18 protein-coding genes are annotated in these 21947 nt (G+C 48.4%); all 18 read left to right on the top strand.

Annotated features, from left to right (window positions below; all coding sequences use genetic code 11):
• The 18 genes from EV211_RS01475 to EV211_RS01560 all read left to right on the top strand — a co-directional run bounded on the left by EV211_RS01475 (position 1) and on the right by EV211_RS01560 (position 21454).
• The gene (locus EV211_RS01475) at positions 1–801 is read left to right on the top strand and encodes a phosphatidate cytidylyltransferase (protein WP_133527656.1); all 801 of its coding nucleotides are present in this window, start codon (positions 1–3) and stop codon (positions 799–801) included.
• Positions 802–814: 13 nt separating this feature from the next.
• Positions 815–1954 carry a 1-deoxy-D-xylulose-5-phosphate reductoisomerase gene (locus tag EV211_RS01480; protein WP_133527657.1) on the top strand — a complete coding sequence of 380 codons (1140 nt, stop codon included), beginning with the start codon at positions 815–817 and terminating at the stop codon, positions 1952–1954.
• Positions 1954–2949 (top strand): RIP metalloprotease RseP, encoded by a 996-nt coding sequence (gene rseP / locus EV211_RS01485; protein WP_133527658.1) that lies wholly within the window; start codon positions 1954–1956, stop codon positions 2947–2949. The genes EV211_RS01480 and rseP overlap by 1 nt, the downstream gene beginning before the upstream one ends.
• Positions 2946–3992 carry a flavodoxin-dependent (E)-4-hydroxy-3-methylbut-2-enyl-diphosphate synthase gene (gene ispG, locus EV211_RS01490; RefSeq protein ID WP_133527659.1) on the top strand — a complete coding sequence of 349 codons (1047 nt, stop codon included), beginning with the start codon at positions 2946–2948 and terminating at the stop codon, positions 3990–3992. Before rseP ends, ispG begins: the two co-directional genes overlap by 4 nt.
• Entirely contained in the window at positions 3989–7708 is a 3720-nt protein-coding gene (locus tag EV211_RS01495) for a PolC-type DNA polymerase III (RefSeq protein WP_133527660.1), read from the top strand. The genes ispG and EV211_RS01495 overlap by 4 nt, the downstream gene beginning before the upstream one ends.
• A 478-nt stretch (positions 7709–8186) precedes the next feature.
• Positions 8187–8732, top strand: coding sequence for a ribosome maturation factor RimP (locus EV211_RS01500; protein WP_133527661.1), 546 nt, complete (start codon positions 8187–8189; stop codon positions 8730–8732).
• Between the two features lie 24 nt (positions 8733–8756).
• The gene (gene nusA, locus EV211_RS01505) at positions 8757–10031 is read left to right on the top strand and encodes a transcription termination factor NusA (RefSeq protein WP_133527662.1); all 1275 of its coding nucleotides are present in this window, start codon (positions 8757–8759) and stop codon (positions 10029–10031) included.
• Complete coding sequence (gene rnpM, locus EV211_RS01510; protein WP_243108528.1) at positions 10012–10296, top strand: RNase P modulator RnpM; 285 nt, start codon at positions 10012–10014, stop codon at positions 10294–10296. Before nusA ends, rnpM begins: the two co-directional genes overlap by 20 nt.
• Positions 10286–10615, top strand: a complete 330-nt coding sequence (locus tag EV211_RS01515) for a L7Ae/L30e/S12e/Gadd45 family ribosomal protein (protein WP_133527663.1) — start codon at positions 10286–10288, stop codon at positions 10613–10615. The genes rnpM and EV211_RS01515 overlap by 11 nt, the downstream gene beginning before the upstream one ends.
• Complete coding sequence (gene infB, locus EV211_RS01520) at positions 10615–13497, top strand: translation initiation factor IF-2 (RefSeq protein WP_133527664.1); 2883 nt, start codon at positions 10615–10617, stop codon at positions 13495–13497. The genes EV211_RS01515 and infB overlap by 1 nt, the downstream gene beginning before the upstream one ends.
• A gap of 15 nt (positions 13498–13512) precedes the next feature.
• The gene (locus tag EV211_RS01525; protein WP_133527665.1) at positions 13513–14265 is read left to right on the top strand and encodes an EFR1 family ferrodoxin; all 753 of its coding nucleotides are present in this window, start codon (positions 13513–13515) and stop codon (positions 14263–14265) included.
• A 13-nt stretch (positions 14266–14278) separates the two neighbouring features.
• Positions 14279–14659, top strand: coding sequence for a 30S ribosome-binding factor RbfA (gene rbfA, locus EV211_RS01530; RefSeq protein WP_133527666.1), 381 nt, complete (start codon positions 14279–14281; stop codon positions 14657–14659).
• Positions 14649–15626 carry a DHH family phosphoesterase gene (locus EV211_RS01535; protein ID WP_133527667.1) on the top strand — a complete coding sequence of 326 codons (978 nt, stop codon included), beginning with the start codon at positions 14649–14651 and terminating at the stop codon, positions 15624–15626. Before rbfA ends, EV211_RS01535 begins: the two co-directional genes overlap by 11 nt.
• Entirely contained in the window at positions 15616–16605 is a 990-nt protein-coding gene (gene truB / locus EV211_RS01540; protein WP_133527668.1) for a tRNA pseudouridine(55) synthase TruB, read from the top strand. The genes EV211_RS01535 and truB overlap by 11 nt, the downstream gene beginning before the upstream one ends.
• Positions 16602–17546 carry a bifunctional riboflavin kinase/FAD synthetase gene (locus tag EV211_RS01545; protein ID WP_133527669.1) on the top strand — a complete coding sequence of 315 codons (945 nt, stop codon included), beginning with the start codon at positions 16602–16604 and terminating at the stop codon, positions 17544–17546. Before truB ends, EV211_RS01545 begins: the two co-directional genes overlap by 4 nt.
• Positions 17547–17551: 5 nt before the next feature.
• Positions 17552–18793 (top strand): phenylacetate--CoA ligase family protein, encoded by a 1242-nt coding sequence (locus EV211_RS01550; RefSeq protein ID WP_133527670.1) that lies wholly within the window; start codon positions 17552–17554, stop codon positions 18791–18793.
• Between the two features lie 170 nt (positions 18794–18963).
• A complete protein-coding gene (rpsO, locus tag EV211_RS01555; RefSeq protein ID WP_133527671.1) occupies positions 18964–19230 on the top strand; it encodes a 30S ribosomal protein S15 in 267 nt (88 codons plus the stop codon).
• Between the two features lie 118 nt (positions 19231–19348).
• Positions 19349–21454, top strand: coding sequence for a polyribonucleotide nucleotidyltransferase (locus tag EV211_RS01560; RefSeq protein WP_133527672.1), 2106 nt, complete (start codon positions 19349–19351; stop codon positions 21452–21454).
• The last annotated feature ends 493 nt before the right edge of the window (positions 21455–21947 follow it).

The raw sequence follows: 21947 nt of genomic DNA on the forward strand, positions 1-21947 counted from the left end.
ATGAAACAGCGTATTATTTCAGGATTATGTATGGCGCCATTTCTGATATTGTTATACCTTGGGAGCTACTGGCTGGCGGCCATGTGCATATTCGTCGGCTTCGTGGGAGTCAGGGAATTCTATAACGGCTTCAGAGCAATGGATATCCATCCATCATCAGCCATAGCCTATGCGGCCCTGTTCATACTTTACTTCATAAACGGTTTATGGCCGAATAATTACCTGCTGATCCTGGGATGGTTCGTAGCAGTCATCATGGCCAGTTCCATATATATGTTCAACGTGAAGAAATATCACCCCGTGGATGCCATGGCAACTATGACGGGAATAATTTACATAGAATTCTTCTCCTTCCACGTGGTACTTGTAGACCAGACGGGAGAATACGCTATTATGGTATGGCTGGTAGTACTGGCGGCCTTCGGCTCGGACATCTTCGCTTATTTCACAGGAGTTTTCCTGGGAAAACACAAGCTTTGCCCTGATCTCAGCCCTAAGAAGACCATAGAGGGAGCAGTCGGAGGAGTCATAGGCAGCGCAGTAGTCTGCGGCTTATTCGGATATTTCGTATGTCCGCAGTTCCTGGTACATTGTGTCATCATAGGCCTGGTCGGATCAGTGATCTCCATGTGCGGAGATCTGACGGCATCAGCATATAAACGCAAGATGGGCATCAAGGACTACGGCAATCTCATACCGGGTCACGGCGGGATCATGGATCGCTTCGACAGTGTACTGTTCACGGCACCTTTCGTATACTATTACATCGCCATCGTGATGATACACTTTCAATTAGCATAACAGAGGCAGGATAATGAAGAAAGTAGCAATTCTCGGGAGCACAGGTTCCATTGGTACTCAGGCTCTCGATGTTATTGAATCAAATAAAGACAGGTTCAAGGTCACGGCACTGACCTGCGGCAGCAACGTCAGACTTCTGGCTGAGCAGATCAGAAAGTTCACGCCGGCGCTGGCTGTTTGCATGGACAAAAAAGATGCTGCGGCTCTGTCCGCAGAATTTCCCAAGGTGCAGGTGCTGTGGGGAGGTGAAGGTCTAATTACCGCGGCCGAATCTGACTGCGACATACTCCTGAATTCTCTTATGGGAATGCGTGGGCTTGTGCCTACGTATCACGGTATAATGGCAGGCCATGACATAGCATTGGCTAACAAAGAAACTCTCGTGGCCGGCGGTAGCGTCATCATGGAAGCCGTTAAAGAAAAGGGTGTCAGGATGGTTCCCGTTGACAGTGAACATAGCGCTATATTTCAATGCTTAGAGGGGAACCGTGACAAGAAGATAAAGAAGATACTCCTGACTGCGTCAGGGGGACCGTTCAGAGGCTGGAGTCTGGACAGGCTGAAAACAGTCACTCCGGAAATGGCCCTGAAACATCCTAACTGGTCTATGGGTCGTAAGATCACTATAGATTCAGCTACAATGATGAATAAAGGTCTGGAAATGATAGAAGCCAAATGGCTCTTCGGAGTGGACATAGATGACATTCAGGTCCTGGTCCATCCTCAGAGCATTATGCATTCAGCCGTAGAGTTCTGCGACACATCGATACTGGCACAGATGGGAGTGCCGGATATGAGGATACCTATCAGCGTAGCCCTCGGCTACCCTGACAGACTGATATCAGATGGCAGAGAACTGGACTTTTTCAAGGAGGCGGCTACGCTTACCTTTGAAAAACCGGACATGAAAGTTTTCAAATGTATGAAGCTGGCAGTAGATGCTGCCAGGGCCGGAGGCAGCTACCCGGTAGTTATGAATGCGGCAAATGAAGTACTGGTTGAGGCCTTCCTTAAGGGAAGGACAGGCTTCACAGATATAGGGGACAATATCGAGAGGATAATGGACGAGCATGAATCGATCAGTGAACCATCCCTTGAAGATATTATAGAAATCGACAGAAAGACCCGTGAAAAGGTGGAGAGAGAGATTTAATGTTAACAGCAATACTGGCAGTTTTTCTATTTGTAATAATGATATTCCCCCACGAGCTGGGCCACTTCGTCGTGGCGAAAGCAGTGGGAGTCAAGGTGAACGAGTTTGCCTTCGGAATGGGTCCCGCCATCTGGAAGAAACAGAAGGGCGAGACTTTGTATGCCATTAGGATATTTCCCATAGGCGGTTATTGCCTTATGGAAGGGGAAAATGAAGAGTCTGACAATGAGAGGGCCTTCAATAATAAATCCGGCAAAGCCAAGATAGCCGTTCTCCTGGCAGGATCCGTCATGAATGTACTCATTGCAATTCTGGTAATGATAATACTGATGGGTGTTATCGGTTCACCGACGACTACTATCGCTAAGGTGGAATCCGGAAGTCCGGCCTACACGGCGGGAATACAGAAGGGTGATACTATAGTTGCTGTCAATTCCAGTAAAGTGAAAGAATGGAACGATCTCAGCACTCTTATAAGTAAAAACACCAAGGGAATGACCATCACAGTAAACCGTAATGGAGCGGACAGGGAGCTTCAGGTCACGCCTGTAAAGAGTGACGGCAGATACATAGTCGGCGTGACGCCGGCAGTTTCACATAATGCATTTACAGCCGTGAAGAACGGGATCATATCCACAGTCACTATGACCAGGACTATGTTCATATCCCTGCAGCAGTTGTTCTCAGGACAGGTGGCTGCCAAGAATCTTTCCGGGCCTGTAGGAATAGTATCCCTGGTTCATCAATCGGAATCATATGGATTGTATTATTTCTTCTATCTGCTGGCCTTCATAAGCATCAATCTGGCAGTGATCAACATGCTGCCCCTGCCGGCTTTAGACGGAGGCAGAATAGTATTCGTTATAATCAGAGCCATAACGGGCAAAAAAATAACCGACAGTATGGAGGCTACAGTTCACGCGGCAGGTATGATCCTGCTTCTGGGGCTCATGGTATTTGTCACCTGGAATGATATAGTGAGGTTGTTTCAATGAGTAAACAGGTAATGTGCAGAGATGTTGCCATAGGCGGCGGAGCACCTATATCCATACAATCTATGACTAACGTGGATTCACGTGATGAAGCCGGGCTTATAGAGCAGATAGCAAGGCTTAAGGATGCAGGCTGTGACATAGTCAGGATAGCCGTGCCCGACGCGGAATCACTGGACGTCTTCAGCAGAGTCAGAAAAGTAACCGACATGCCCCTGGTGGCAGACATCCACTTCGACTACAGACTGGCCATCGGTGCCATTGAAGCCGGAGCTGACAAGATAAGGATAAATCCCGGAAACATCGGTTCTGCAGATAGAGTACGTGCAGTAGTAAATGCTGCCAGAGAACATCAGATACCAATCAGAGTCGGCGTCAATTCCGGCTCTCTTGAGAAAGATATAGTAGAGAAAGACGGAGGAGTGACAGCGGAAGGCCTTGCAGAAAGTGCTCTTCGCAATGTCAGGCTCATAGAAGACATGGATTACGACGATCTGGTCATATCCATCAAGTCTTCAGATGTGGCCATGAATTACAAGGCTCATCAGATAGCTGCCAGGCAGACATCTCACCCATTTCATATAGGCATAACCGAGGCGGGAACAGTTCGCCGAGGCAAGGTAAAGTCTGCAGCAGGCATAGGAGCCTTACTTTTGTCAGGCATCGGCGACACCATGAGAGTATCCCTGACGGCCGACCCGGTGGAGGAAGTATATTTTGCGAAGGAAATACTTGAATCCATAGGTTTGCGCCAGAGCAGATACGACCTGGTTTCATGTCCGACCTGCGGACGCACCAGAATAGACCTTGAAGGGCTGGCGGAAGAAGTCGACAGAAGACTTGCGGCTATGGAAGATTTGCCGGAGGGCCTGAAGGTAGCCGTAATGGGCTGCATCGTCAATGGACCGGGAGAAGCGGCAGAGGCGGATTTCGGCGCCTGCGGAGGCGACGGCAAGGGCCTTATTATCGCAAAAGGCCAGGTAGTAAAGACAGTTAAAGAAGAAGAATTGGCAGACGAGCTGATTAAAGTGATAAGAGGAAAATGAACAAGTTATTAGAGGAAAACATAAGTTGGAAGGATATTGAGGGAAGCGCCAGAGGCAAGATGGAATGCGATCTGGAGGACGCTTTCATATCTAAGGAGACCGGCGTGCTTATGGTGCGCGTAGGTCTCAATTTCGTTGTGCCTGTGAAAGATGACAAGAGTATAAAAAAGGCTTTGAAGGCCTCCGTACCGGGACTCAGCGGAGTTGAGCTGATTTACGATTATCATAAAGATGATCTGGTCATGGACAGAGATGAAATGATCAGGCTTTTTATAGGGAGACTGGCTACTGCAGGAGACAACGCCATAAGGAACGCCATCAAGACTGATAATATCATGGTAGACGGCGATGATGTCACCGTACATTCCCTTGGGAAACTGGCTACGGACAGACTCAATAAAGATTTTGCGATGGTCTACGAGGGCAAACTGAAGGACGCCTTTGGCATTAAGGTGAATATAGAGTTCAGGAACGACGAAGAAGGATACAAGGCTACGGCGAAGAGCCTGAAGGAGAAGCCTCTGGAAATAAGCCGGCCACGTAAATCGGCACCTAAGTCGTCATCACCGGGCAAAAGCAAATCTTCCGGCACTATCACCGGCGGTCGCATAATGGGGAAAAAGATCACAGGCGAGCCTATGCCGCTGTCAGACCTGGCAGCAGACACAGGCAAAGTCGTCGTAAGCGGAACTTTGTTCAAAAAGGAAGCCAGGGCAATCAAGAACGACAAACGCCTGGTGACTTTGCTGATCACGGACAAGAAAACCTCTGCCTGCCTGAAGGCTTTTACCAAGGCCGATAAGTGGGAAGAAATGAATGATGCTTTGGAGCTGGGTGATTACATAGTTGCCTGCGGCGAGACGGAATGGAATAGATTCGAGAACTGCCTGGATGTCATGGTCAGGGATATAGAGAAATCCAGCGCGCCTCACCGGGAGGATACTTATGCCGGCAAGAAGCGTGTGGAACTCCACTGCCATACTAAGATGAGCGCCATGGATGGTCTCAACGATGCGGAACAGCTGGTAAAGACGGCGGCAGGCTGGGGACAGCCGGCAGTGGCGATTACCGACCACGGCGTTGTACAGAGTTTCCCTGACGCGGCCAATACGGCGGCCAAACTGGGCAAGAACGGTCATCCGATCAAGATCCTCTACGGCATGGAGGGTTATGTCTTCGGTGATTCCGACTGCCACAATCAGGACGGATCTATAGATTATAAGAAGAATCCTACTTATCATATAATACTTCTGGCCAGAACTCAGGAAGGACTGAAGAATATATATAAACTGGTTTCTCTGTCCCATCTGGATTACTTTTATAGAAGACCGAGACTGCCTAAATCTCTTATTCAAGAGCACAGGGCCGGTATTATAATTGGTTCAGCCTGCGAGGCCGGAGAGGTATATCAGGCGGTGCTTCATAACAACAGTGACGAAAGATGCGAGAAAATCGCAGACTTTTACGATTATATGGAAATTCAGCCTCTGGTAAATAACAGGTTTATGATAGAGGAAAACATACTTCCTGATTACGAGGCCCTCAAAGAGGTCAACCGAAAGGTCGTTGCTCTGGCTGACAGAATGGGGAAGCCTATTGTAGCTACGACGGATGCTCATTATGATGAGCCGGAATCGGCAATTTACAGGAACATACTCATGGCCGGCATGGGATTCAAGGATGCGGAAAACGGCCAGGGCCTTTACATGCGTACGACTAACGAGATGCTGGATGAGTTCTCGTATCTTGGCGAGGACACGGCCTACAGAGTTGTAGTGGAAAATACCAACAAGATCGCCGATATGATAGACGACGGCATCAAACCTGTGCCTGACGGCAAATACCCGCCGCGCATAGAAGGCGCCGAGGATACTTTGCGCACTACCTGCATGGACAGGGCCCACGAGATCTACGGCGATCCGTTGCCTGATGTCATAGAGGACAGGCTGGACACGGAACTGAATGCCATAATCAACAACGGCTATGCCGTCATGTATGTGTCGGCACAGATGCTGGTTCACAAGTCTTTGTCAGACGGTTATCTGGTCGGATCCAGAGGTTCCGTCGGATCGTCTCTGGCTGCTACCATGGCCGGGATCACCGAGGTAAATCCGCTGGAGCCTCATTACATCTGCCCTGAATGCAAGCACCTGGAGTGGGGAGACATGAATCTCTACGACTGCGGTATCGATATGCCGGAGAAGGCCTGCCCTGAGTGCGGCACCATGATGAAACGCGACGGCTTCACCATACCTTTTGCCACATTCCTTGGATTCAACGGCGACAAAGAGCCGGATATAGATTTGAATTTCGCAGGTGAATATCAGGCACGAGCCCATAAATATGTAGGCGAGATCTTTGGCGAAAAAAACGTGTACAAAGCCGGCACTGTAGGCACTATAGCTGATAAGACGGCTTATGGCTACGTTATGAAATACTTCGAGGAAACGGGCAGGGCGGGCAATAAGTTCGAAGCTGACCGTCTGGCTTCCGGATGCACAGGAGTCAAGCGTACGACGGGTCAGCACCCAGGCGGCATAATCATAGTCCCTGACGATCACGAGATATATGAGTTTTGTCCCGTACAGCACCCGGCCAACGACGTGAAGTCGGACATCGTGACGACCCACTTCGATTATCATAAGATAGACAAGAACCTTTTGAAACTGGATATCCTGGGCCATAATATCCCGTCTATGATACGACAGCTTCAGGACATGACAGGCAAAGACCCGCTGACTGTAGACCTGACGGACCGCAAGGTCCTGAGCATCTTCAACGGCATCGAAGCCTTGGACATAAAGGATAAAAACTATAAATATACTCACGGCACTTACGCCATACCGGAGTTCGGCACGTCCTTCGTAAGACAGATGCTGGACGACACCAAGCCGGACAAGTTTGCTGACCTGGTTCGAATTTCCGGGTTTTCCCACGGCACGGACGTGTGGCTGAACAACGCCCAGGATTATATCCGCTCGGGAACTGCGACTATGCGTGAGGTTATCTCCACTCGAGACGATATTATGAACTACCTGATCCTCAAGGGCATAGAGAAGAAGACGTCTTTCCAGATCATGGAGGACGTCCGCAAGAACCGCCCTCTGAAGGACGAACAGCTGGCCGTAATGAAGGAGCATGACGTTCCGGACTGGTACATAGATTCATGTATCAAGATTCAGTACATGTTCCCGCGGGCTCACGCTGTGGCTTATGTGATGATGTCTTTCCGTATGGCGTGGTACAAAGTGTACTATCCGGCGGAGTTTTATGCGACGTATTTCACCAGTGTTCAGGCGAATTTCGATGTGGAGACTATTCTGAAGGGCCCTCAGGCTTGTCTTGACCGTATAGCTGAGATAAATATCAAGGGTAACAACGCAACGGCAAAGGATAAGGATGATATCCTGGTCCTGGAGGTGGCTTACGAGATGTACGCCAGAGGTTATGAGTTTGCTGATGCCCGTCTGGGCGCTTCTCACGCCCTGAAGTTCTGGGTGGAGGACGGCAAAGTGCTGCTGCCTTTTGTGGCTTTCGACGGAGTAGGCGAGAATGCTGCCAAGGCGCTGGCTGATGCTTATAATGAGAAGCCTTTCGATACTGTGGAGGATGCGGTGACCCGCGCCCGGCTTACGAAGTCGGCAGTGGAGGTGCTGCGTGCTCATGGGATTTTCGAGGGGCTGCCTGAGACGGATCAGCTGACCTGGGCACTATAGGCTGTCACTTCTGCCCCGGCTGGTCCTCGTGCGCAGGCAGTCATATAGTCTCACTCGCGAAGAATAGAATATGTCGCAAACTAGGCGAAATTTTTAAAGCTTCCTGCGGAATCTTCCGATGCTGACATTGTCGGAATAACTGTACAAGTACAGTATTCCTTCCTCGTCAGCATCGATTTCGCCGTCACACAGTGCGACATATTTGTCTATCCTTCCTGCTCGCTTACGACTATGACTGTATCTGCTCCTGCGGAATCGCCGGGGCAGAAGTACAGCCTGTTGGTTGAAAGCCTCCTGGATTTTAGTTCTGTTATTTAATTTGTTGGCATTGTTCGCAATGTCTGGGGTGTGCAATTTCCTGATTTCGGTTGACAGAGACAGGCAGGTGTGATAAGATGAAAAGGCTGGAAATCTAATACTGGCAGGCAAAAAGAGTGGGCATAACCCACTCTTTCAATTTTGTTAAGAGGAATTAAGAATGGCAAAAGTACAAATTAAAGAATTGATTTCGAATATGGCGGGGGATTTCCTCCGGGAGAACGGCTTGGAACTGTATAATACGCAGTTCAAGAAAGAGGGCCGCGACTGGTATCTGAGAGTCTTTATTGACAAGGCTCAGGCGCCAGAGAATGACAAAGCCCAGGCACCGGCAGACGGCGAGACACAGACCGACCAGAATGCAGAAGAAGAAGAAGAAGAATATGTCAGCACCGATGACTGCGAGAAGGTAAGCCGCTACCTCAGCGAGAAGCTGGACGAGGCAGACCCTATACAGCAGAATTACTTCCTGGAAGTAAGTTCGCCGGGCATGGACAGAGAACTTTTTGCGCAGAAAGACTACGACAGATTCGCAGGCCGAAGAGTCGAGGTAAAGCTCTATCAGAACTTCGAAAACAGCAAGGAATATGAGGGTACACTCATTGGACTTATAGATGGAAAGGTCGTCATCAGAGACGACGATGAAAGAGAAATGGCATTTCCACTGGAACAGGTTGCCAAGACAAACCTGGCAGTGGTCTTTTGAAAAAAGCATATGGAGGTTATATAAATGAACAAAGAATTTATCGAGGCCATGGATGAACTCGAAAAGGAAAAACATATTTCCAAGGACATTTTGCTTGAGACCATAGAATCAGCGCTGGTATCGGCGTATAAGAAGAACTATGGAACAGCGGAGAATGTACGTGTGGAGATCGATCGTGACACCGGCGACATCGCCGTACTCATGAGGAAGGATATCGTCAACGAAGATGATATAGAAGATGATATGATCCAGATGTCACTGGAAGAAGCTCAGGAAATCGACGAGAGATATGAAATCGGCGACAGCATAGAATTCCAGGTGACTCCGAGAGATTTCGGAAGGATCGCTGCTCAGACTGCCAAGCAGGTAGTAGTTCAGCGCATACGCGAAGCTGAGAGAGGAATGGTCTATGACGATTTCATCAACAGGCAGGGCGAGATAATCACAGGAACAGTACAGAGAAAGAGTGGAGACACTTTATTTATCAATATAGGCAAGGCAGAGGGAATCCTATCGGCCAACGAGCAGGTGCCGGGAGAGCATTTCGATGTTCGTCAGCGTCTGAAGGTCTATATAATGGATGTCAAGAAAACCACCAAGGGACCGCAGGTATTCCTTTCAAGATCCCATCCGGGACTTGTAAAGATGCTGTTCGAGCTGGAAGTTCCTGAGATCCAGGACGGCATAGTCGAGATCAAGGGCATAGCCAGAGAGGCCGGCTCCAGAACTAAAATGGCAGTATTCTCAGAGGATGAGAATGTAGATCCTGTAGGAGCCTGCGTCGGAACCAGAGGAAGCCGTGTTCAGTCTATCGTAGACGAACTCTACGGCGAGAAGATAGACATAATCTTCTGGAGCGATGATCCGGCAGAACTGATAAGCAATGTTTTGAGCCCGGCGGAAGTCGAGGAAGTAATCATCGAGGATGAGAACATAATGTCGGCAACGGCTATCGTGCCTGACTATCAGCTTTCACTGGCGATAGGCAAGCAGGGACAAAATGTAAGGCTCGCGGCTAAGGTCAGCGGGTGGAAGATAGATATCAAGAGTCATACTCAGTACTTCGGCGATGGCGAAGACGAGGAAGGCTATGATGACGATGAGGAAATCGTTGAAAACGATCAGGCTCCGGAAGAGGAAATCATCGAAGCAGACGAAGCGCCGGCAGAAGCATACGATGAACCTGAAATCGTCGAGATAGACGAGGCGCTGGCAGAAACTGAAGAAGTTTCCGCAGAGGCAGACGAAGCGCCGGCAGCCGACGCAACGGAGGAAGAACTTGAGCCAGAAAAAGAGTAGCGACAATTTCAAAAAGCCTATGAGAAGGTGCATCGGATGCATGGAATCCAAACCGAAAGACGAACTGGTGCGGATAGCCTATTACGAGGGCGACCTTACCGTAGACGCAAGCGGCAGAGCCAAGGGACGCGGCGTATACCTTTGCAGAAATGCAGAGTGCATGGAGCTGGCCCAGAAGAAAAACGCCCTGCAGAGAAATTTTAAGACTAACTTTGATAAAGAAACTATAAACAGGATATTTGAGGAGTTAAGGCATGTTGAATAATAAGTTGGCCGGGTATCTGGGGTTTGCCGCCAAAGCGAGAAAGCTTCAGACGGGTTACAACACATGCTTGTCGCTGATAGAACGAAGAAAGGTCAGATTGCTGATAGTAGCGGAAGATTCATCTCCCAACACCATAAAGAAAATGACGCAGAAATGCGAGTCTAGTGGTACTGACTGTAGAATATTCGGAAGCAAAGAAGAACTTTCCAGGGTTACCGGAAACAGCGGCAATGGAATATTTGCTGTAACTGACAGTAACTTCGCGAAGGTTATAACTGAGGAGATTGACCGCAATCAATCGGAAGGAGAGGTGTTCTAATGACAAAAAAGGTATTTGAACTTGCTAAAGAAATGGGCATCGCAAGTAAGGACCTGCTTGCCAAGGCAAACGGCATGGGCATAGAACTGAAAAGCCACATGAGCGTTTTGTCGGATGCTGATATAGAAAAAATAAAAGGAGGCCCCAAGAAGGAGGCAAAGCCTGGTGCGCCGGGTAGAAAGCCGCCAATTGGAAAGCCTATAGTTGACGAGAATTTTCTCGCCAATAAGCATAAACCCCCTGTAGGAAAGCCTATAGTTGACGAGAGTTTCCTCGCCAACAAAGATAAGAAGGAAGAAGATCCTAAGACTCCTGCAAAGGCTAAGACTGAGTCGAAGGCTGCGGGCACAAAGGAAACAGCCAAGACTAAGGTCGAGGCTAAGATAGAGGGCGCAAAGGATACTGTGAAGGCTGCTGTTGCCAGTAAGGCCGGCAAAGCCGAAGACAAGAAGCCGGAAACTAAGAAAGCAGAAACCAAGAAGCCTGAAGAAAAGCCTATCAGAACTATCAAGACCATAGAACCCCTGAGAAGACCTTCAGTTAAGATAATCAAAAGAGCCAGCGAGGAAGATCATAAGAAGTCTGAGGCGGCTAAGGCAGCAAATGCCGGCAAGCCTTCAGGAGATAGAAAATCCTCAGGAGACAGAAGACCGTCAGGTGATAGAAGAACTGACGGAAGATCAGGCGGAAGAAACGATAACCGCAACGGAAACAGCGGAGACAGAAACGGCTCACGCGGAAACGATTCAAGACGCAGACCATCAGAAGGCGGAAACAGATCCGATAACCGCAATGGCGGTGGAAGAAATGACAACCGCAACGGAGGCGGAAGAAGCGATAACCGCAACGGAGGCGGAAGAACCGACAACCGCAACGGAAACGGCGGAAACAGAAATAACAGAAACGAGGGTAGCAACAGACCGGCTTCAGAGGGCGGAGATTCCAGAGGAAATCGCGCTACCAGAAGAGGAAATAATAACAACAACAACGGCGGCCATAATGGCAGACGTGATAATAGAGGCAAATTCTCAAGATTCGAGAAGAAGTCCCTTGAAAAGAAGGAAAGAAAGAAGTACACAAGCAAGCAGAAGGAAGTCGAGGAAGAAGTCGAAGAAGAAGTTTTGCCAGAAGGCACTTTCAAGGTCAATGTTCCTATTACAGTAGCAGGACTTTGCGAGCAGACTGAAGTCTCCACATCCAGAGTTATCATGACCCTCATGAAGATGGGCATAATGGCTAACATAAACCAGAACATAGACGAGGATATACTCCTGATACTGGCAGACGAGCTGGGCATCAAGGTAGTAGTCGGCACTATCGAGAAGGAAGAAGTCGAAGAAGGTATAGAGGACTATACTGACGGAGAGAAAGATCTGAAGGACAGGCCGCCTATTATCACCGTCATGGGCCATGTAGACCATGGTAAGACATCACTGCTGGACGCTATAAGAAGCACCAATGTAACAGCTTCCGAGTCCGGTGGTATCACACAGCATATAGGAGCTTCAGAAGTAAGCATCAACGGACATAAAATCGTGTTCCTGGATACGCCGGGACATGAAGCTTTCACCGCCATGCGTGCCAGAGGAGCTCATATAACAGATATCGCTGTACTGGTAGTTGCAGCTGACGACAGTGTCAAACCGCAGACTATCGAGTCCATAAGTCATGCCAAGGCAGCCGGCGTACCTATTATCGTAGCCATCAATAAGATGGATAAGCCGGGAGCAAATCCTGACAAGGTAAAGAAGGACCTGGCTGATAACGGAGTACTGGTAGAAGACTGGGGCGGCGACGTCATCAGCGTACCGGTATCCGCCAAGACAGGCGAAGGAATCAAGGATCTTCTGGAAATGATCATCCTGCAGTCAGAGGTGCTGGAACTTAAGGCTAATCCGAACAGACTGGCCATGGGTTCAGTTATCGAGGCAAGACTTGATAAGTCAAAGGGCCCTGTAGCCACTTTGCTGGTACTTAACGGTACACTGCAGGCAGGCCAGAGCGTAGTAGCCGGAACAAGTTCAGGCAGGATCAGACTTATGACTGACTATAAAGGAAAGACCATCAAGAAGGCCGGACCTGCTACAGCAGTAGAAATCCTGGGACTTACAGACGTTCCGGAAGCCGGAGATGATTTCAACGCAGTCAAGGATGACAAGACTGCCAGAGAAATCGCCGAGCACAGACAGGAAAAACTTCGTGAAGAAGTAATGGCAAGAAATTCAAGCACTACACTGGAAAAACTCTTCAGCCAGATACAGGAGGGAGAGACCAAGGAACTGAACCTTATCATCAAGGCAGACGTTCAGGGTTCAGTAGGAGCCACAATTTCTTCACTGGAAAAACTCAATAATGAAAATGTCAAGGTCAATGTCATACATTCAGGCGTCGGTACAGTTACCGAGTCCGATGTAATGCTGGCAGAGACTTCAGACGCAGTAATAATCGGATTTAACGTAAGACCGAGCACAGCAGTCAGCAACATGGCAGATCAGAGCGGAGTAGAAATCAGACTTTACAGAGTCATCTACGATGTGATCAACGATGTTGAAGCTGCTATGAAGGGCATGCTTGATCCGGAGTTCAAGGAAGAAGTTCTGGGTAAAGCCGAGATCAGAGAGACCTTCAAGGTTCCTGGAGTTGGCGTCATCGGCGGCGGATATATTACTGACGGCAAAGTCGTAAGAAACGCAGAAATCAGACTGGTCCGCGATGGCATAGTCATCCACGAAGGCAAGATATCTTCTCTGAAACGTTTCAAAGACGACGCCAAGGAAGTTGCTCAGGGATATGAGTGCGGAATTGGAATCGAAGATTACAACGATATTAAGGAAGGCGACGTTATAGAGTGCTTCACAATGGTTGAGATCAAGGCTCAGTAGTGACGGAGGATCCAGATGATATTTTACTATAGCGGGACCGGCAATTCCAAGCATGCGGCAGATTTTGTCCATGAGAGATTTGGCGGCCACATGATGGACATGGCCCACGCCATGAGAAAAAGTAAATTAGAGTACACACTGGAAAAAGGCGAAAGAGTTATCTTCGTCTTTCCGGTGTATTTTGGGGGACTTCCGCGAACAGTGAGAGAGTTCATCGCAGCCGTAAACATTCAGGGCGAAGACCTGGAATTCTGCGGCATCGCGACCATGGGCAAAATGGCCCTGGGCGTGGATCACAGGTTCAAGAAGGCGCTCAAGGTAAGAGGCATGACAATGCGGGCCTTTTACGATGTGAAAATGGTGGAGAACTGCATTTTCCTCCTGGACACACCTATCAAAGAGGCGGCGCTCATGACCCTCAAGCGGTCTGACGCAAGGCTGAAGGATGTGGCAGATTCCATGGAATTCAACCATCGCAAGCCTTATAAGTCCGGCCCGTTGGAGTGGCTGGCTTCAGCAGTAATGTACAGCTTTTACGGACCTACATCAGGCACAAAAAAGTTCCTGGTGGAGGATTCATGCATAGGCTGCGGTCTTTGTCAGACGGTTTGTCCGCTCCAGATAATAGAAATGGAAGATGGCAGGCCCGTATGGACTAAAGAGACCTGCGATCACTGCGCAGGCTGCATTATGAGATGTCCGGTCCAGGCCATCCAGTATGGCAGAGGCACCAGAAAACGTTTCAGGTATGTACATCCTGACGTATAGAAAGGAATCATAAATGGGGAAAGGTTACAGGCAGGGACGCCTGGGCGGCGAGATACAGAAACTCGTAAGTTCTATGCTCCTGAGAGAGCTGAAGGACCCGAGACTTTCAGGAATGATCAGCATTTCCGATGTAGATGTGAGCAAGGACAACAGTTACGCCACATGTTATGTCAGCGTTCTCACCACATCTAAAGATGAGGAAGCCGTAAGGAAAGAAGAAGAGCAGGTCATTGACGGTCTCGACAGCGCCAAAGGCATCATAAGAAAAGAAATAGGCAAACAGATGAAACTTCGTCATGTGCCGGAACTGACATTCAGGATCGACAGATCCATGGAATATGGCAGGCATATAGATGAAGTAATCAAAAAGTTGGAAAAAGACAATGAAGAATAATAGTTTTGAAGAAATAAGCGAACAGTTAAAAGCAGCAAGAAGCATACTTTTGTTCACGCACATAAACATGGACGGTGACGCCATCGGCTCAGCCGTAGCCATGTGCAAGGTTTTGCGGAATATGGGCAAAGAATGTTATGTTCTGCTTGAAGACAACATCTCGGACAACCTTTTGTTCCTGGACAATGGTTACTGCACCAAAGATCAGAGCATAATTGATACGCCGGACGTGTCAATGTGCCTGGATTGCGGCGACGTGGGCAGGTTCCCGAAGCGCGAGGAAAAATTCATGACGGGCAAAGTGAGCATCTGCGTGGATCATCACGCCACGACAGATCCTTTTTGTGCATATAATTACATCGATCCCGGCGCGGCAGCCACAGGTGAGCTGGTGTATAAGCTCATAAATACCATGGGCGCCACCATAGACAAGGAAATAGGCGAGGCTCTCTTCGCGGCGATCACAACGGACACGGGGAATTTTCAGTATTCTAATACGACCAAGGAGACTCACTGTATAGTGGCCAGCCTCTATGACGCGGGCATCGATTCCAACTACGTGAGCGTGCAGATATATGAGACTGTTCGCATGGAGAAACTCATGCTGAAGAACAGAGCCCTGGGAACGCTGACAATGGCGGCTGACGGAAAGTTTGCCATGGCCTATGTGGACCAGAAAATGCTTGCGGAAACGGGAGCCAAGATGGAAGAAAGCGAAGGCATAGTCAGCGAACTCCGCAGTATAGCGGGAGTTCAGATAGCGGCTTTCCTGAAGGAAGACAGTAGAAAAGTAATCAAAGTAAGCCTCAGAGCCAAGACTGAAGGGGATGTATCGGCTATATCCACTCAGTTTAACGGCGGCGGGCATAAGAAGGCGGCAGGTTGTACTATGCACTGCAGTCTGGCCGAGGCAATGGAACAAATAAAGACAGCATCTTTGGAGAATTTAGCAGAATATGATAAATGACGGAATAATCAACATCAACAAGGAACAGAACATGACTTCTCATGATGTGGTAGGCAGAGTGAGAAAAATCTTGAATATGAAGAAGGTAGGCCACACAGGAACTTTGGATCCGATGGCGACAGGAGTCCTTCCTATATGCATAGGAAGAGCCACCAGAATAATCGAGTATCTGGATCTGGACCTGAAGGGTTATCTTTGTACGATGAAACTGGGCGTAGATACGGATACTATGGATGCCTGGGGCAATGAAACTGCCAGAGCCGACGAGGCAGCTGTCAACGCTGTCAGCGAAGACGATGTAATGGAAGCATTTATGGATTTCAACGGCCCTGTGTCTCAGATACCGCCGGCCTATTCAGCCATCAAGGTAAACGGTAAGAGGCTTTACGACTACGCAAGGTCCGGGGAGAAGGTAGATGTTCCCAGCAGGGATATTTACATTACGAACCTTGATATAGAAGAAATGCAGCTTCACAAGGGATATGACACGACCATTACATTCTATGTAGAGTGTACCAAGGGAACATATATACGTTCCATCTGTCATGACGCAGGAGAACTCATGGGAGTTCACGGCATGATGACAGCCCTGGAGAGGACAGACAGCGGAGTATTCAGTGTGGAAAACGCTGTTACTCTGGACGAGCTGGCTGCTATGGACGAGGACGAGCTGGAGGAAATCATACATCCGGCTTATGCGCCTCTCATACACTTTGGAGAAATAGAGGTCAATGAGTACGACGCCATGAGGCTGGTCAACGGCCTGCCTGTGTGGGTGTCTCACTGCAATATGCTCAGAAGACCGGAATATGAAATGAAGAGCTTTCTCATAGACCTGAGAGAAGAATACAGGCGGGCATACAATGTCTTCGGCCTTATGGAAGAAGGACGCAAGTTCATCGGAGTTGTTTTCACCGATGAAACAGTAGAGAATGTCATGCCTATAAAGATATTTTATGATGGAGGACAGAAGGATTGAAGATATTCACAGAACTGTACCAGATAGAGGAAATGGAGCCTACGGCAGTTGCTCTCGGCAACTTCGACGGAGTCCATCTGGGACATCAGAGGCTCATTAAGGAAGCCGTAGACTACGCGGCCAGGAATGGCGTCAAGTCAGCAGTATTCACATTTTCCAATCATCCTAAGGACCTGTTGCCAAAGGCGAAAAAGGTCAAGAATATTCTATATAAGAATGAAAAGACCGAGATAATCGCTTCCCTGGGAGTAGATTACCTCTTCGAAATACCATTTACCAAGGCTATAATGACCATGGATCCGGTGTATTTCATAGACCATATACTCTTAAACAGATTCAACATGAAGGCGGCCTTCTGCGGCTTCAACTACCGCTTCGGGCTGGAGGCTGCTGGAAACCCTGACGTTCTCAGGAACGTAGGCACTGACAGAGGCTTCGAAGTATTTGAAATGGACCCTTACAAGATCAAAGGGAACATAGTGAGTTCGTCACTAATCCGTACTCTCGTGGCGTCAGGCCAGGTGGAGCAGTGTAAGACTTACATGGGACGCAACTATGAGATCGGCGGCGAGGTAGTCGTTGGAAACAGACTGGGCAGGAAGCTTGGCTTCCCTACATCCAACCTGGTAATAGACACTTCCATGGTGACTCCGCCAAACGGAGTATATGTCACCTTCTGCGATTACAACGGAGTAAGGTACCCAAGTGTTACTAACGTGGGCAATAAGCCGACCATAGGACATTACAATAAGAACGTGGAAACTCACATTTTCGACTTCGATAAGGAACTTTACGGTAAAAAGATTATTGTAGAATTCCTCAAGAAGACCAGAGATGAGGTGCAGTTCGACAATGTTAAGGACCTTTCAGAACAGATAGTACGTGATTGCCGTGAGGCTAAGATATACCATGAAAAACTGGCGGAAGCCGAGAAGGAGTGACCTAAATGACTATGAAAAAGGAAACACTTGAGCAGATCAAGCATCAGATGAGAAGAGTCAAGGCAGCCGGCGGCTTTTACGCCAAGAGGCTGGCAGACATAGATGTGGACAAGATCCAGAGTCAGTCAGATTTCGAAGAACTGCCTTTTTCCGAAAAGGCTGACCTGAGAGATGCATATCCACTGGGCCTTGCCGCAGTTCCCGAGGAAGAAATAGTCCGCATCCATTCATCCAGCGGAACTACAGGAACCCCCGTCATCATCCCTTACACCAAGAAGGATGTAGACGACTGGGCTACTTTGTTCAAACGCTGTTATGAAATAGCGGGCATAACCAATAAGGACAGAATACAGATCACGCCGGGCTACGGTCTGTGGACTGCCGGCATCGGATTCCAGCTGGGAGCCGAGAAGCTGGGCGCCATGACCATCCCTATGGGTCCGGGCAATACAGCCAAGCAGATACAGTTCATGGAGGACATGGAGTCTACGGTCATCTGCGCCACATCGTCCTACGCATTATTACTTGCCGAGGAGATAGAAAAGCGCGGAGTCGGGGACAAAATCAAGCTTAGGAAGGGCGTCATCGGTTCGGAGCGCTGGGGCAGCAAAATGAGGGCAAGGATAGCCAAGGAACTGGGAGTAGAGCTGTACGACATCTACGGTCTGACTGAGGTTTACGGCCCGGGCATCGCCATCAACTGCGAATATAACACAGGCATGCATTACTTCGATGACTATCTGTATTTTGAAATAATAGATCCTAAGACAGGTAAAGTCCTGCCTGACGGCGAACTGGGAGAGCTGGTCATCACCACCCTGCAGAAGGAGGGCGCGCCGCTGATCAGATACCGTACTCACGACTTGACCAGAAAAATCCCTGATGATATACCTTGTCCGTGCGGCAGGAAACTGCCGAGAATCGACGTTATCCTGGGACGCACCGACGATATGGTCAAGGTCCACGGAGTCAATATGTTCCCTGGACAGATAGATGATATACTCAAGGAAATCGAAGGGGCCAGCAGTGAATATCAGGTGTTCATAGATCATGAGAACGGCAAGGACAAGATAACCGTATTCGTTGAGACTACACTGGTACCTGAGGAGCGTAAGAACTTCGAGAAGACTCTGAAGGACACCTTCAAGTCCAGAATCAACATAGGCATCATACCTAAGGCCGTAGAAGTCGGCGACCTTCCGCGAAGCGAGAAGAAGGCAACGAGAATATACGATTACAGGTATTAAGGACATTTCAGGAGCCGGCCGGAGTTGGGCAGCCCTGGAAAAAAGTTCTTGCGTACATTGTAAATATATGCTAAAATTAATATTCGGTAAACATTACCTTTACTTAGTCCGTCGAAACTCCAACGAAGACTCAGTGAAGGCTAATAGCTAAAGCAGAAAAGGAGAATAACATGATAACTAAGGAAAAGAAGCAGGCTATCATCAAGGAGTATGCTACTAAAGAGGGAGACACAGGTTCCCCGGAAGTTCAGGTAGCTATTCTGACAGCAAGAATCAATGAGTTGAACGAACATCTGGCTGATCACAAGAAAGACCACCATTCAAGGAGAGGTCTTCTGAAAATGGTCGGAAAGAGAAGAAACCTTCTTAATTACCTCAAGGAACTGGACATCGAAAGATACAGAAGCCTTATCACTCGTTTGGGATTAAGAAAGTAGTTTACACTTGGAAAAATTTTGGCGGGGCATCTAACCCCGCCGGTTTTTTTAATAATTTACCGGTGCTATTGCCGGTATAGTATGAAGTTAATAAACAGGAAGGAGTTGTTTATTAAAAATGGCAAGATTTACAGATTATAGAACATTCAAAACAGCAGTCGGAGGAAGATTGCTACAGTTGGAGATCGGTAAAGTCTGCGAGCAGGCTAACGGTCAGGTAATGGTAAGATACGGAGATTCAGTGGTAAATGTTACGGCATGCGCTTCCAAAGAGCCTAGACCGGACATTGATTTCTTCCCGCTGAGCTGCGAATATGAAGAGAGAATGTACGCCGCAGGAAAGATCCCAGGCGGATTCATCAGAAGAGAAGGAAGACCTAGCGAGAAGGCAACATTGACATGCAGGCTAATGGACAGACCGCTGAGACCTTTGTTCCCTAAGGGATACTTCAACGACGTAGTAGTCGTTGCTACAGTAATGTCAGTAGATCTGGACTGCGAGACAGATATAATGGCAATGATAGGTTCATCAGTAGCCCTGGCAACATCGGACATCCCATGGGACGGCCCGACAGGCTCAGTAAGAGTCGGCAGAGTCGATGGAAATTTTGTTATAAACCCTACCCTCGAACAAAGGGAAGCCTCAGACATCAACCTGACGGTTGCAGGAACCAAGGAAGCAATCATGATGGTCGAGGCCGGCGCTAACGAAGTTCCTGAGGATGTAATGCTGGAAGCTATCCTCTTCGGACATGAAGAGATCAAGAAGATCGTCGCATTCATCGATGAGGTAATTGCAGAGGTAGGCAAACCTAAGAAGGATGTGGATCTTTACACTATTCCTGAGGATATCGACAAGGTAGTAAGAGAATTCGCTTCAGATAAAATGAGAGAAGCAGCTCATACTCAGGAGAAGCAGGAAAGACTGGACAATATGGACGCTGTAGAGGTAGAAACTCAGGAACATTTCGCTGAGGAGTATCCGGACAGTGAGAAGGACATCGCTAATGTCCTCTATAATATAACCAAGGAAAATGTTCGTGAAAGGATCCTGGATGAAGGCGTAAGACCTGATAACAGGAAACTTGACGAGATCAGACCACTATGGTGCGAGACAGGACTGCTGCCAAGAGTTCACGGCACAGGCTTGTTCAAGAGAGGACAGACTCAGGCTCTGTCATCATGCACACTGGCTCCGCTCAGCGAAGTTCAGAGGATAGACGGACTGTCAGAACAGACAGAGAAACGTTACATGCATCATTACAACTTCCCTGGATATTCAACAGGAGAAGCAAGAGCACCAAGAAGCCCGGGCCGTCGTGAGATCGGTCACGGAGCACTGGCTGAGAGAGCTCTGATGCCTGTACTTCCAAGCAAGGAAGAGTTCCCGTACGCAATCAGAGTCGTATCGGATATCCTTTCTTCTAACGGTTCGACTTCTATGGCTTCAACATGCGGATCATGTATGGCCCTTATGGATGCCGGAGTTCCAATCAAGAGACCTGTTGCAGGTATCGCTATGGGACTTATCGAGAGAGTAGAAGAGGATGGAACCAGCAAGATGGCCATTCTGAGTGATATCCAGGGAATGGAAGACTTCCTTGGAGACATGGACTTCAAGGTAACAGGAACTGAAGTAGGCGTTACAGCCATGCAGATGGATATCAAAGTCCACGGACTTTCCAAGGACATTCTGGCTCAGGCTCTGAAACAAGCTCGCGAGGGCAGGATGCACATTATGGCAGCCATGCTCGAGGAGATTCCGGAACCTCGCAAGGAAATGTCACCATACGCTCCAAGATGCGTATCTATGAGAGTTGATCCTGATAAGGTAAGAATCGTAATCGGACCGGGAGGAAAGACTATCAATAAGATCGTCGAAGAGACCGGTGTCAAGATCGATATCTCCGAGGAAGATGTCGGCCTGATCACTATCTACAGTTCAGGTATGGAGGGAGCTGAGGCTGCTAAGGCTAAGATCGAGCTTCTGACTAAGGATCCTAAGGCCGGAGAGGTCTACACAGGAACCGTCAAGCGCATAATGAACTTCGGCGCATTCATCGAGATCCTGCCGGGCAAAGAAGGACTGCTGCACATTTCCAAGATGGCTAAGGGCAGAGTCGAGAAGGTCGAGGATGTCATGAATATCGGAGATACTGTAGAGGTTAAAATCGCAGAAATCGACAGCCAGCACAGGATAAACCTGATCAGGAACGATTTATAAGAAAAAAGTTAACTTTCAGTGTAAAAAGATAGATAATTTTAACAAAATTAATTCGTTGAAATTTCAACGGATATGGGCGGAATAATTGGATATTCCGCCCATTTTTTAAGTATGACGGGCATGCCGTCAATCTGTGGTGAAAGTCCACGTGGGGCGTAGTTGCCGACGAACCCCAAAGCGACTTGCAAGTTTCACATCGTGAGGTGTGGGAGAGAAGAAGCAATAGCGAAATCGTAGCCTGACGAACAGAAACCTAATACTAAGGCTCATAAAATGGATAAGCTGACTTAAAGTAGCGAAGTCCGAAAGGCAATCGTAACTTTTATGGGTAAATTAGGCAGGCAGACGAGGAAAGATTGGCGAGCTTATCCCGTGAGGTTTCATAGACGGAGAAATTCGTAGTAATAACGAACTATGAGAAGTCAGCCGAAGCCATAGTAGCGAGGAAGTTTCTGTAATGGAAATGGAGCGAAGGGCTGAACAATTCATAAAG

The sequence above is a fragment of the Aminicella lysinilytica genome (genome assembly GCF_004362975.1).
Lineage (GTDB): Bacteria > Bacillota > Clostridia > Peptostreptococcales > Anaerovoracaceae > Aminicella > Aminicella lysinilytica.

What these genes read in the sequence shown, in the direction of transcription:
- EV211_RS01475 (WP_133527656.1), top strand. Translation starts at nt 1, where the DNA reads ATGAAACAGCGTATTATTTCAGGATTATGTATGGCGCCATTTCTGATA.
- EV211_RS01480 (WP_133527657.1), top strand. Translation starts at nt 815, where the DNA reads ATGAAGAAAGTAGCAATTCTCGGGAGCACAGGTTCCATTGGTACTCAG.
- rseP (WP_133527658.1), top strand. Translation starts at nt 1,954, where the DNA reads ATGTTAACAGCAATACTGGCAGTTTTTCTATTTGTAATAATGATATTC.
- ispG (WP_133527659.1), top strand. Translation starts at nt 2,946, where the DNA reads ATGAGTAAACAGGTAATGTGCAGAGATGTTGCCATAGGCGGCGGAGCA.
- EV211_RS01495 (WP_133527660.1), top strand. Translation starts at nt 3,989, where the DNA reads ATGAACAAGTTATTAGAGGAAAACATAAGTTGGAAGGATATTGAGGGA.
- EV211_RS01500 (WP_133527661.1), top strand. Translation starts at nt 8,187, where the DNA reads ATGGCAAAAGTACAAATTAAAGAATTGATTTCGAATATGGCGGGGGAT.
- nusA (WP_133527662.1), top strand. Translation starts at nt 8,757, where the DNA reads ATGAACAAAGAATTTATCGAGGCCATGGATGAACTCGAAAAGGAAAAA.
- EV211_RS01515 (WP_133527663.1), top strand. Translation starts at nt 10,286, where the DNA reads ATGTTGAATAATAAGTTGGCCGGGTATCTGGGGTTTGCCGCCAAAGCG.
- infB (WP_133527664.1), top strand. Translation starts at nt 10,615, where the DNA reads ATGACAAAAAAGGTATTTGAACTTGCTAAAGAAATGGGCATCGCAAGT.
- EV211_RS01525 (WP_133527665.1), top strand. Translation starts at nt 13,513, where the DNA reads ATGATATTTTACTATAGCGGGACCGGCAATTCCAAGCATGCGGCAGAT.
- rbfA (WP_133527666.1), top strand. Translation starts at nt 14,279, where the DNA reads ATGGGGAAAGGTTACAGGCAGGGACGCCTGGGCGGCGAGATACAGAAA.
- EV211_RS01535 (WP_133527667.1), top strand. Translation starts at nt 14,649, where the DNA reads ATGAAGAATAATAGTTTTGAAGAAATAAGCGAACAGTTAAAAGCAGCA.
- truB (WP_133527668.1), top strand. Translation starts at nt 15,616, where the DNA reads ATGATAAATGACGGAATAATCAACATCAACAAGGAACAGAACATGACT.
- EV211_RS01550 (WP_133527670.1), top strand. Translation starts at nt 17,552, where the DNA reads ATGACTATGAAAAAGGAAACACTTGAGCAGATCAAGCATCAGATGAGA.
- rpsO (WP_133527671.1), top strand. Translation starts at nt 18,964, where the DNA reads ATGATAACTAAGGAAAAGAAGCAGGCTATCATCAAGGAGTATGCTACT.
- EV211_RS01560 (WP_133527672.1), top strand. Translation starts at nt 19,349, where the DNA reads ATGGCAAGATTTACAGATTATAGAACATTCAAAACAGCAGTCGGAGGA.